At 63.5% G+C, this 11553-nt stretch carries 13 protein-coding genes; 7 read left to right on the top strand and 6 right to left on the bottom strand.

Annotation, left to right across the window (positions count from 1 at the left end):
* Positions 1 to 5 precede the first annotated feature (5 nt).
* The 4 genes from ACODR8_RS11930 to ACODR8_RS11915 are packed head-to-tail and all read right to left on the bottom strand — an operon-like array spanning position 6 to position 2215.
* Positions 6 to 779: a hypothetical protein gene (locus ACODR8_RS11930; RefSeq protein ID WP_489007437.1), complete on the bottom strand. Its 774-nt coding sequence runs from the start codon at positions 777 to 779 to the stop codon at positions 6 to 8.
* Positions 779 to 1231 carry a c-type cytochrome gene (locus ACODR8_RS11925; protein ID WP_489007436.1) on the bottom strand — a complete coding sequence of 151 codons (453 nt, stop codon included), beginning with the start codon at positions 1229 to 1231 and terminating at the stop codon, positions 779 to 781. The genes ACODR8_RS11930 and ACODR8_RS11925 overlap by 1 nt, the downstream gene beginning before the upstream one ends.
* A 19-nt stretch (positions 1232 to 1250) precedes the next feature.
* Positions 1251 to 1907, bottom strand: coding sequence for a cytochrome b/b6 domain-containing protein (locus ACODR8_RS11920; protein ID WP_489007435.1), 657 nt, complete (start codon positions 1905 to 1907; stop codon positions 1251 to 1253).
* A gap of 5 nt (positions 1908 to 1912) precedes the next feature.
* On the bottom strand, positions 1913 to 2215 hold the full coding sequence (locus tag ACODR8_RS11915) for a high-potential iron-sulfur protein (protein WP_489007434.1): 303 nt from the start codon (positions 2213 to 2215) through the stop codon (positions 1913 to 1915).
* A gap of 196 nt (positions 2216 to 2411) precedes the next feature.
* Between ACODR8_RS11915 and ACODR8_RS11910 the strand changes: the two genes are divergently transcribed.
* Together ACODR8_RS11910 and ACODR8_RS11905 are read left to right on the top strand one after the other, a co-directional pair.
* Positions 2412 to 3140, top strand: a complete 729-nt coding sequence (locus ACODR8_RS11910) for a response regulator (protein ID WP_489007433.1) — start codon at positions 2412 to 2414, stop codon at positions 3138 to 3140.
* Positions 3137 to 4474 (top strand): sensor histidine kinase, encoded by a 1338-nt coding sequence (locus ACODR8_RS11905; RefSeq protein WP_489007432.1) that lies wholly within the window; start codon positions 3137 to 3139, stop codon positions 4472 to 4474. Before ACODR8_RS11910 ends, ACODR8_RS11905 begins: the two co-directional genes overlap by 4 nt.
* Here the strand turns inward: ACODR8_RS11905 and ACODR8_RS11900 are convergent.
* Complete coding sequence (locus ACODR8_RS11900) at positions 4471 to 5643, bottom strand: FAS1-like dehydratase domain-containing protein (protein ID WP_489007431.1); 1173 nt, start codon at positions 5641 to 5643, stop codon at positions 4471 to 4473. The genes ACODR8_RS11905 and ACODR8_RS11900 overlap by 4 nt on opposite strands.
* 111 nt (positions 5644 to 5754) lie before the next feature.
* A complete protein-coding gene (locus tag ACODR8_RS11895; protein ID WP_489007430.1) occupies positions 5755 to 6768 on the bottom strand; it encodes an AraC family transcriptional regulator in 1014 nt (337 codons plus the stop codon).
* 109 nt (positions 6769 to 6877) lie between these two features.
* Between ACODR8_RS11895 and ACODR8_RS11890 the strand changes: the two genes are divergently transcribed.
* The 5 genes from ACODR8_RS11890 to ACODR8_RS11870 all read left to right on the top strand — a co-directional run bounded on the left by ACODR8_RS11890 (position 6878) and on the right by ACODR8_RS11870 (position 11517).
* Positions 6878 to 7414, top strand: a complete 537-nt coding sequence (locus ACODR8_RS11890; RefSeq protein WP_489007429.1) for a nuclear transport factor 2 family protein — start codon at positions 6878 to 6880, stop codon at positions 7412 to 7414.
* A gap of 21 nt (positions 7415 to 7435) precedes the next feature.
* Positions 7436 to 8317, top strand: a complete 882-nt coding sequence (locus tag ACODR8_RS11885) for an SDR family NAD(P)-dependent oxidoreductase (RefSeq protein WP_489007428.1) — start codon at positions 7436 to 7438, stop codon at positions 8315 to 8317.
* Positions 8307 to 8867, top strand: coding sequence for a nuclear transport factor 2 family protein (locus tag ACODR8_RS11880; RefSeq protein ID WP_489007427.1), 561 nt, complete (start codon positions 8307 to 8309; stop codon positions 8865 to 8867). Before ACODR8_RS11885 ends, ACODR8_RS11880 begins: the two co-directional genes overlap by 11 nt.
* 443 nt (positions 8868 to 9310) lie before the next feature.
* Positions 9311 to 10501: an AAA family ATPase gene (locus ACODR8_RS11875; RefSeq protein WP_119746810.1), complete on the top strand. Its 1191-nt coding sequence runs from the start codon at positions 9311 to 9313 to the stop codon at positions 10499 to 10501.
* Positions 10498 to 11517 (top strand): ParB/RepB/Spo0J family partition protein, encoded by a 1020-nt coding sequence (locus ACODR8_RS11870; RefSeq protein WP_489007426.1) that lies wholly within the window; start codon positions 10498 to 10500, stop codon positions 11515 to 11517. The genes ACODR8_RS11875 and ACODR8_RS11870 overlap by 4 nt, the downstream gene beginning before the upstream one ends.
* The last annotated feature ends 36 nt before the right edge of the window (positions 11518 to 11553 follow it).

Here is an 11553-nt window from a genome sequence, read left to right as displayed (position 1 = left end):
CTTCATCAGGGGGTCAGCGCCACGCCGTCGGCGGGTACGGGCTGGCGCGGGGCGGCGCGATAGACGGGCTTGCCGCGATAGACCCATTGGGCGAAATCGGCGGTCTGACGGACGCTCCACTGCCCCACGCTCCCCCGCGCCATGCCAGTGGAATGCGGACGCCAGCCGCAGGGATCGGCGCAGTCGGCGGATTTCGGGCTGAACAACCAATTGCCCTGCGCATCGGCCAGCACATAAGCGCCATCGGCCAGACGCGCGGTAACGTCCGGCGGCGCGACCAGCTTAGGCGGCGGCGGCAGATATTTCAGGCTGTTCCACAAATAGCTATCCGCGCCGTCATGCTCGGTCGATCCGGGTCGGGCGTCCTTCCGGGTGAACACCAGATGGACCTTCTTATAGACCCATTGCGGCCCGGCCGGTCCTTCCACCACCGTCCAGTCGGGGTTAGCGGAGGCGGGTTCTACGACCGGCGCTTCCTGACGCGGTCCGCCAAAGGCGCGCGGGAGAGGGGAGATGGGCGCACCGCGCGGGGCCAGCAATGGCTCCCATTGGGTCAGGCAATCACCGCTACAATAAAGCGCGGGCTGGCCGGTGCGGCCGGTCGCGGCGCGCATGTCCATGCCATAGAGGGTCAAGCCGCGCCGGTCGGTATAGACGCGCGCCTTGACCGAAATGCCGCGCGGAAAATGATCAGCCGCTGCGACCGGAATGTCGAGGTCAGCCGCCTGCGCCCAGAGCGGTGCGGGGGAGAAAGCCAGCAGGATGAGCGCGCGGCGCATCAGCGCTTGTCCTCGACCCGAAAGCTGCGATGGCAGGTCGCGCAACTGCCGCCCAGCGCCTTGGCCGCGACCCGCATTTTCGCCACGTCGCCGCTGCCTGCGACCCCGGCAAACGCATTGGCCTGCGCCACGAAGCCGTCCTGCGCCTTTTTGAAGGCAGGTGCCTGGCTCCAGATTTCGGCCTTCGCCGCTGTCTTGACACCGGGGCGCGGACCGCTGCCCGCCGGGAACCAGCCGACATGCTGACGCGCATAATCGCGGATTTGGCGCGCGGAAATCTGCACCACATAAAGCTGTGGGCTGCCCGATTTCAGTTCGTCATTGATATTCTTGAACGCCGCACCGACTTCGCGGAAGCCCGCGATCCGGGTGGCGACGATATCGCCGGGCGCGGCGATCAGCGGCGATGTGAGCAGGGCCGCAAATCCGGCTGCGATCAGCAATGTCCGCATGGCATATCCTTTCATGGGTTCAGAGCGCCGACTGCGCAAACAGCCACCAGGCGAGTGCCGCCGACAGCGACAGCGCGACGACCAGCGCCAATGGTCCGGCCCGGCGCATCGTCATCGGGGCCTGGGCGGCGGTGCTGCCTGTGACCATCGGTCCGATCAGGTTACGCCTTCGCACCACGAGGTAGAACAGGACCGCCAGCACATGCAGCACGATCAGCGCTTGCAGCACCGTGAAGCAGACCCCGTGAATGGCGGAGGCCAGCCGCCCCTGATCGAAATCGACAAGGTGGGAAAGCGGCCCGGACTCGATACCGTCTATATCGACCGCAAACAGACCGCTCACCACCTGCATGCCCAATATCGCCAGCATCGCGACCACGCTCCAGCCGCCCAGCGGGTTATGGCCGACGCTGGCAGATGCCTGTTTATCGGCCAGATAAGCGCGGATGGCGCGCGGGCCTTTCAGGAAATAGGCAAAACGCGCCGTGTCGGATCCGACCAGGCCCCAGAACAGGCGGAAGGCGATGAGGAACAGCACCGCCTGACCCGACAGCCGATGCCAGTCCATGTGGTAATTTTCCGCGCTCCACCAGGAAAAGCCGATCAGCACGACCAGCGCCCAGTGGAACAGGCGGACGGGCAAGTCCCAGACGAATTGGCGGGGCGCGCGCGTCATCGCAATCAGCCCTTCTTCGCCCAGCTGTCACACACGCCATTGGCGGGGACAATGCCGCCGCTCAGCAGCGCGCATGGACCGCAATCTGCACCCTTCCCGGTAAAGAAGGCGCAGGTCGCGCAATGTTTGGCAGGATCAGGCGCGGGAGATTTGAAGCCGAGCGACTTGCGCATACTCTTCTGCGCAGCAGAGAGAGTGGCAGGATCGGCACAGGACGCCGCATGGGCCTGAGCGGCGATCGCCAATGGCGCGATCGCGACCAGCCCCAATATGGTCCGGCGTGTCAGCATCCCATCGCTATCCGGCATAACCCTGTCTCCTGCATCGGGCCGGTCGAGCGGCCTCTATCCGCGAGGCTTTAGCAGATGGGGCGCCGACTAATTTGTCTGCGTTGACACAGAGGGGCGAAAAGGCGGGCGTCACTGTCCCTGCGATGGCTGTCACGCCACAATTGAATCGCCACCGGAAAAGACCGACAAGAGGAGCCAGGAGAGGAAAGCCGCCATGTCGGACGTCGAAGCCCCCGCCCGCCCCCGGCTGCTGATTGTCGATGACGATCCGGCGCTCCGCACGCTGATCCGCGATTTCCTGATCGCGCAGGGCTATGATGTGGATGAGGCGGAGGATGGGCGCTCCATGCGCGCGGCGCTGGCGCGGCAGGCCGCTGATATCGTCATCCTCGACGTGATGATGCCGGGCGAGGACGGGCTGTCGCTGGCGCGGACGCTATCGGACACCGCCGATGTCGGGATCATCATGGTGTCGGCGCTGGGGACGGAGACGGATCGGATCACAGGCCTTGAGGGCGGTGCCGACGATTATCTGCCCAAGCCCGTGTCACCGCGCGAATTGCTCGCCCGCATTCGCGCACTGGAACGGCGGCGGCGGCCGGTAGCGGGCGGGAGCGCCGAGGCGACCGCCCATTACCAGTTTGACGGATGGCGGCTGGACCCGGTGCGCCGCGTGCTGCGCGATCCGGGCGGGATCATCATCGGCCTGTCGGAGGGGGAGTTTGGCCTGCTGCTGACGTTCATCGAAAAGCCGCAGCAGATATTGAATCGCGACCAGCTGCTGGAACTGGCACGCGGCGAGGATTCGGATGCCTTCGACCGCGCGATCGACACGCAGGTCAGCCGGTTGCGGCGGAAACTGGGCACCCGCACCCATGGTGAAATCATCCGCACGGTGCGCAGCGAAGGCTATATATTCCTGCCGCTGGTCACACGCGCATGATGACGCGCCTGCGCCAATGGGCCAACTCGATCCACGCCCATATGCTGGCCATGGCATTTGGCGTCATCGCCATGCTGACCCTGTTCAGCCTCTCGACCCTCTTCCTGATCCACCCGCCCGCGCGCATCCCGCTGTCCGTCTATGAAATCGCCCGGATCGTGCGGGGGCAGCCCGTGCTGCGCGACAAGCCGATCCTGCAAACCCGCGTGCAGCCAACGACGCCGCGGGCAATGACCGACCGGACCGAAAAGCTGGTTGCGGCCATGCTGGCGCGACGGCTGGGCGTGCCGCAGGCGGATGTGCGCATCTATCTGAACAGTGGCGATCAGGCCCGTTTCGACCAGATCATCCACGAAATAACACTTTATGGCCGCGACGGCAGGGCCGATCCCTTCATATTGGGCACGTTCACGGCAGCGGTTAAGCAGCCCGACGGCGCATGGCGCATGGTGACGCGCGAATCGCGCAGGCCAGACACCATCTGGAACCTGACCGGGCGGGACACATTCCTGTTCAGCCTGCTGTTCATCATTCCGGTCAGCATGTGGTTCAGCGCGCGGCTGACCCGCCCGATCCGCAGCTTCGCCGCGTCGGCCGAACGGCTGGGAGCCGGGGTCGAGGCAGCGCCGGTGCCGGTCGAGGGACCGACCGAAATCCGCATGGCCGCCCGATCGATCAACGACATGCAGGCGCGCATCGCGCGGTTCGTGCAGGAGCGCACATCGGTTGTCGGCGCGATCGCCCATGATCTGCGCACGCCCCTCTCCCGCCTCCACTTTCACCTTGCCACAGCCCCAGACCCGATCCGCACCGCCGCGCAGGAGGAAATCGCGCAGATGGAGCAACTCATCAGCACCACGCTGGATTTCGTCGACAATGAAAGCCGCCCGCGCCTGATGGAGCCACTCGATCTTGGACTGCTGGTCGAGGGGCTGGTCGATGATTTTGCCGATATGGGCCATGCCGTCACCATCGCCGACGTCGTCCCTATCACCATCCACGGCGACATGATCCTGCTGCGACGACTGTTCACCAACCTGATCGATAATGCCGTCAAATATGGTGACGCCGCCCACGTCACGGTGCGAACGGAGGGCATGATGGCAGTGGTCGAGGTGGCCGATAATGGCCCCGGCATGAGCCAGGACCATCTGGCCCGTGCGTTCGAACCGTTTTTCCGCGGCGAACCCTCCCGCAACCGGCGCACCGGCGGGGTGGGCCTAGGCCTCTCCATCGTCCAGTCGGCGGCGCAGGCGCATGGCGGCCATGTCATACTGGCAAGCCAGGCCAAAGGCGGCCTGCGCGCCAGCGTATATTTGCCGCTGCCGGGTTAAGCGGGCTTTTTGGGCAACTCCACTTCGCCCTTGGCGGTCGCCAGCGTCACGCCGACCTGATTCATCAACCGGCATTCCACCTGCACTATGTGACGGCCTTCCTCATCGACGAGCTTGTCGAGGATGATGCCGGTCGTCACCGTGATGTCGCCTGTCAGCGCCGGGCCGCGATAGTGGCAGGCGGAATGGCGGACCATGCCCCACTCCCCGGCCCAGCCCGCGAAATAATCGGTGATCCACGCCCCCATCGACGCGCCATAGCCATAGCCGCGCGGCATCCCGATAAAGCGCGCCCAGCGCGGGAACAGATGCCCGCGTGACGGACCGATATAGGCGCCGTCAGTAAATTCGGGATTGATCGCCTCCATCACCGGGTCATTTTCATGCCCCGCCATTTCCTTGACGAAGCCCAGCGCTTCCATGTCGAGGTCGGTGCGCCGATGGGTGCCGCCCCATTGGGTGAACATATAGGCGCGCCATTCGGTGGTGAAGGACACGATCGAATGGGGACCGATCACCCGCTGCGGCAAGGCCGCGCCGACCACCACATCATCCCACCAGCGCCGGTCATGGCCCAGATCGTGCAGCATCTGGATCCATTCCATCTTGCGCGCTTCGAGCGTTTCCAGCTCATCGTCGGTCCAGACCGGATCGTCAAAGCCATCGGTGGGCGCATTATCCTTGCCCGCTGCCTGATCATAGCGGATCGTCGTGGAACGCTGCTTGGCGATCAGATCGCCGTCATGATTATAGTAGAAATTGTCGCCGCGCTGGAAACAGGTAGGCCCGGCGAATTTGGTATCCTTGATCGTATAATCGAACGGGATGCGCTCGTTCCAGATACGGTCGCCACCCTTCATGCGGGGCCCATAAAACCACCATTCGTCGCCACCGAACAGCAAATGGCTGTTGGGAATGCTGCCGACGCAAGCGGGCGCGGAACCATGGGCACAATCCATGGTGACGGCGAAACTTTGCGGCGCGACCAGCGCGCCCCAGCGGCTTTGCGCGGCATAGCCTGCATCATAATGGAGCCGGTTGGGATAGCGCATCCCCTGCACCCAGCGCCGAATATCGCTATTGGCGATCGGCTCCACCATGCGGGCAGGCTGGATCGGCTTGCCCAGATATTGGTCGATATCCGAACAATCGAGCGTCGGGCTGGTCATCTCTCTCTCCTGTCATGCGTCGCGCGCCGCAGTTGGACTGGTCGGCGGGATTGCGATGCAGGCTAGCAGCGGCACCAGCGCAGCTGCTTGACGGATTTGGACAGTGCAGCTTCAGGCGCGTGCCGCCGCGCGGATCGCGGTGGGCGCGGCGCCAAGCCACAAATGGCAACTGCGGGTCAGCACCGACTGTTCGGCAAAACCCAGCTTTTCGGAGATGACCATGACGTCCAGATCGGTCTGGCGCAGATAATAAAGCAGCATGTCGCGGCGCACCTCATCCTTGATCGTCTGGAAGGCAGTGCCTTCGGCGCGCAACCGCCGATGCAGGGTGCGCTGGTGCAGGCCAAGCTGCACGGCGACCTGCGCATTGGAACAATCGCCGACGCCCAGCCCCTGCATGATCAGGCCACGCACCTGCGCGTGCAACGGGGGATGATGATCGGGGAAGTGCTGGCGGATATAGGCGGTTACCGCGCTTAGCGCATCTGCATCCGGCGCGACGATCGGGCAGGCCATGTCCCGGTCGGCAAAGCTGATGCCATCCTCGCTCTGGCCGAAATGCACAGGACAGCCGAAATGGCGGCGATAGAGGGGAAGCGGCGAGAGCGGCTGATGTCGGAAATGGACCCGGCGCGCGCGGGCTCGGCTCCCCGTCAGGTCCATCGCGGTCAGATGCCCCAACAGCAATATCTGCTCCATCGCCTGCGCCCGGTCGGGCATGGCGTCGAGCAAGATGTCATGGCCGACAAACACATGACGGACCGAGGGAAAACGCCGCAGCCAAAGCCGCGCGGCCAGGCTGTGGGCATAGCTGTGGCGGCTGGCATAATCGAGCGCATTGCCCAGCGTCGGCGAATTGCGCATCGCCTGCCCCAGCGGCCCGAACATCGCCCCGCCCCGCTGACGCAGGGCCAGGCGCAGGCCGAAATCGGGACGGCCCAGCGCGGTCGCGCTGCACTCCAGCAGCAGGACCAACTGACGATAACCGATGCTGGGGTCCGCCGGATCAAGCCCGGCTTGATGCAACAGCAGGACAGGATCGCCGCCCAGATCACGCACCAGTTCGGGGTAGAAACGCAGCAGGCGGGCATGGACGGCCTCGAACGGATCGCTCCTCTCAGTCATGATGATTCTCTCTTCCGGGGCCGCGGCGATGATGGGCGCATGTCCAGATTCGTCAAGCCAATCACCACGCCGCTGCGCGATAATCGCGGGAACGAAGGAGAGGATCATCATGCCCGACGATGCGGCGACATGGCGGTTTTTGCACGACCGGCAGCAGATCGGCGACTGTCTGGCGAGACTGGCGCGGGGTGAGGACCGGCGCGACGCGGCGCTGATCAGCGCCAGCTTCTGGCCGGACGCGACGACGGACTATGGCATATTTGCGGGCGATTTCGCCGCCTATCTCGCATGGGTGGTGCCGGGGTCGGATGCCATCGCAGTGACCCAGCATATGTTGGGACAAAGCCATGTCGTGATCGAAGGCAACGGCGCACGAGTCGAAACCCAGGTCAGCGCCTACCACCGCATCGACGCGGGCGAAGGCGCGCGCGATATCTGGCTGGGCGGGCGTTATCTCGACGTGATGGAACTGCGCGCGGACGAGTGGCGGATCATTCGCCGCATGATGGTTTATGACTGGTTCCGCGATGATGGCCCGGCGGTCGACTGGTCGCAGGGGCTGATGGGCATGGCGTTCAGCGGCCCGGACTTTACCGGCCGCGCCCAAGGCGATGTCAGCACGGCCTTTTTCGCGGGCCGCGATTAGAAATATAAGGAGTAACACGGGATGGGACAGCTGACAGGCAAGGTGGCCGTCGTCACCGGCGCAAGCCGGGGGATCGGCAAGGGCATTGCGCTGGCGCTCGCAGAGCAGGGCGCGACCGTCTATGTGACAGGCCGCACGGTAAACGCCGGCGATCATGATCTGCCCGGCACGGTTGGCGAGACAGCGGCACAGTGCGACGCACGCGCGGGCCATGGCATCGCGGTCGCGGTCGATCATGGCGATGACGCCCAGGTCGCCACACTGTTCGACCGCGTCGCGGAGGAGCAGGGTAGGCTCGACATTCTCGTCAACAACGCCTTCGCCCTGCCGGAGGATCTGACCACCCCCCTGCCCTTCTGGGAAAAGCCGCTCTCAAACTGGGATATGGTGGATGTGGGGGTGCGGTCCAACTTCACCGCCGCCTGGCACGCGGCAAAGATCATGACGCCGCAGCGATCAGGCTTGATCGTCGCGATTTCGGGCTATGTCGGGGTCACCTATACTTATGGTACGGTGTTCGGGACTTGCAAATCAGCCGTTGACCGGATGGCGCGGGACATGGCGATCGAACTGGAACCGCATAATGTCGCATCGATCTCGCTCTGGCAGGGGCTGACCTTTACCGAGCGGGCCAACCGCAATCTGGCAGCTAACCCGGCGATGAAAAGCCGCACCGTCACCAATCCGCTGGTCGGCTGCTCGCCCGAATTTGCCGGCCTCGTCATCGCTGCGCTGGCGGTCGATCCAGCGATCATGGAGCGGTCAGGCGGCACCTTCATCACCGCCGAGGTCGCGCAGGACTATGGTATCACTGATATCGACGGGAAGATCATCCCGTCGCTGCGGGCCGAACGCGGATCGCCAATCTGGCGCCCCATCAAGGAGTCCGGCCATGGACGCTGATCGTATCGCCCGCCTCGACGCGCTGCTCGACCGGCAGGACATCGCCGATTGCATCACCCGCTTTGCCCGCGGCATGGACCGGTTCGATCGGGCGCTGTTCCTGTCGGCCTTCCACCCCGACGCCACCATCGCTGCCGGGCCATTTGTTGGGGAACCCGCGCCACTCTACGACTGGGCGACGGGCCTGCATGAGGCCGGGCAGGAGGCCACCCACCATAATCTGCTCAACCAGACGATCGACATTGACGGCAACACCGCCCATGTCGAAACCTATTATCTATTCGTCGGCCGCAACCGCGACGCCAGCAACTGGATCGCGGGCGGGCGCTATCTCGACCGGATGGAACGACGCAACGACGCTTGGAAAATCGCGCTGCGCACCAATATCATCGAATGGTCTGGACTGGGCCCCACCCTCCCCCTGCCCTTTGCCGACTGGCCGGGCATCAACGCCAATGGCATATCGGCCCGCGACAGAAGCGATCCGTCCTATCAACGCCCGCTCGTCAATCATCGCCCCGCCCATATACCCGCAATGGAGCATGATTAGGCCCAAAACACAGCGTGTTATCACGTCGCATCCGACGTGGTTTCAGAATCGCTCCAGCGTGTTTTCAGGTTGGATCGGACGTGGGATCGGTTTTGCCTGCCCCTGCCCGACTCATGGAAACGGGCCGAAAAAAGCACCGCTGACCAAGCCCTAACCCTGCTAATCCCAGAATAAATCTCTAAGCCCATGGTCAGGCGCGGCAAAACAGAACGGCAAGGTTGGCCATCCATCGCAACCATGACATCAGGATTGAGGTTGATGGGCTATCAAGAGGTTCCAAACCCATCCGCCGCGACCCAACGCCGAGGTTATGGTTTGACGATATCGCAGTGCAACAAGTCGGTATTATCGGCGACTCGCACCGCTGGTTTGACTTTCAAGGCAAAATAGGCGCATTAAACGCCAACCAATTTACTGCCCATGATTCGGCGATGCGAGGCACCATGTCGTTTACAGTCAACACACTGCGTAACGTCACCACAGCCTGCCAGCAAATGCGCGATCATATCAAGACGATCGTGTTCCGGCCGGACAATCACAAGACGCTCGATATCACTTTCGGCCCGACCGTCGCTGCCGAACTGATCGGCCGGACCCCCGAAGCGCTGGCCAAGGCGGAAGCCAAGGGCCGCCTGCCCCAGCCCAAGCAACTGCCCAATGGCCGCCGCTATTACACGCTTGAGGATCTGACCCAGATTCGCACCGCGCTCGGCATACAGGTGGGCAAGCAGCCGGACGAGGATGCGGTCGTGCTGGCCGTGCAGAATTTCAAGGGCGGGGTCGGCAAAAGCACGATTACCAAGCATCTGGCCGACTATCTCGCGCTGCATGGGTACAGCGTGCTGGTGATCGATTGCGACCCTCAGGCCTCCACCACCACCATGTTCGACATCCAGCCCGAAACGCTGATTGATGACGAGCAAACGCTTGGCGCGTTCCTCTCACCGCGCAGCACCTTCAGTGATTTTTCCCAGACGATCCGCGACACGCCCTGGCCGACCATCAAGATCGTGCCATCGAGCCTTGGCCTGCAGGACGCCGAATGGGATCTGACCGCGACGTTGCGCGAAGGCGGGCAGGCCGTACGCGAAGGGTTGCAGGCGTTGCGCATCGGCATTGCCAGCGTGACCAAGGATTTCGACGTCATCCTGCTCGATCCGCCGCCAGCCATGGGTTTTCTGGGCCTCAACGTTATGGCCGCCGCGACCGGCCTGCTGATCCCCGTGCCGGCGCGCCAACTCGATTATCTCTCGACCATCCATTTCATGGACACGATCGCGGACAATATCGAGATTCTCGAAGAAAATGGCACGCCAGTGGACTATGGCTTCATCCGCGTTGTCTGTTCCGCCTTCTCCCCCAGCAAGCCCGGTGAGAATGATATGTGGCGGATCATGCAGGCAACCTATGCCGGGCTGCTGCTGGGGCAACCGATCCTGGCGTCCGAGGAAATCAAGAACGCCACGCAGGCGTTCCGCTCCATCTATGAATCCAAGCCGTCCGCCTCGCACCAGACCTATACGCGCTGCCGTGACAATCTCGATGCTGTCTTTGCCGAGGTCGAACAGCAGATCCGCCAGCAATGGCCATCGACCAGCCTGACCGCTGACGCCAGCGTGGGGGTCGCGGCATGAGCCGTCGGTCCCTGATCAGCGAAGCGTTAGCTGCCTCGCTCAACGATCCAGCGCCCACGCCCGTCCCGGCGAGCGATGCCAATCCTGCGGCTCCGCGCCCCAATTTCACCAACAAGCGGCTCGAAGCCTTTGGTGAGGCGGCGCGGATCGTCAAGCGCCCGACGATCCGGTTGAAGCCGTCGGAATGTTCGATCTGGTCGGGCAATGCGCGCGACTATTCGCTCCTCGACGAGCATCGTCTGCGCAGCCTGATCGATTCTATCCTGGCCGAGGGCGGCAATCGCATCCCCGCCGTGGTGCGCCGCACGCCGCAGGGCGAACTGCCCTATGAGTTGGTCACCGGTACGCGGCGGCACTGGGCGATCGCCTGGCTCAACGCCAATCACTACCCCGACATCGAACTGATCGCGATCATCGAGGATCTGGACGATGAAGCGGCCTTCCGCCTGGCCGACATCGAAAATCGCGAGCGGGAGGATATTTCCGATCTCGAACGCGGTGCGAACTACAAGGCCGCGGTCGATCGTTTCTATGGCGGCGTACAGTTGCGCATGGCCGAGCGGCTCAAAATCTCCAAGTCGCAGCTGTCGCGCTATATTGCGCTCACCGAAATTCCGCCGTTGCTGGTCAGCGCCTTTCATTCGCCGATGGACCTTCAGGCCAAATATGCTGAAAAGCTCCTGCCCCTGCTGCGCGATCCAACGGCCCGCGGCAAGCTGGAGGCTGCGGCCGACCAGATCGCGTCGGAACAAAGCTTTCGCCGCTCAGGTGACGAACAGCCCATTGCCGGTTCGGAAGTGCTGGCGCGCCTGCTCAAGGCTGTGACCGTCAAGGGCCGGGTGCAGAAGGCGACGATCGCAGCTGCGGACGGCGCAACCGTCGGGCAGGTCGACAAGGACCAGCAAAAGCTTTTGACACTGTCACTGATGCCGTCCGACCTGTCGACCGACGCCATCTTGGAGGCGTTGCGCCCGGTGATCGAACAGGCAAAGATCATGCGTTCGCGGCGGCGTTAAGGGCCAAGGGATGAAAAGCTGAAAAATCCTCTTTTA

The sequence above is a fragment of the Sphingobium sp. FG58 genome, assembly GCF_057809055.1.
This window is presented reverse-complemented; position numbering and strand designations above follow the sequence as displayed.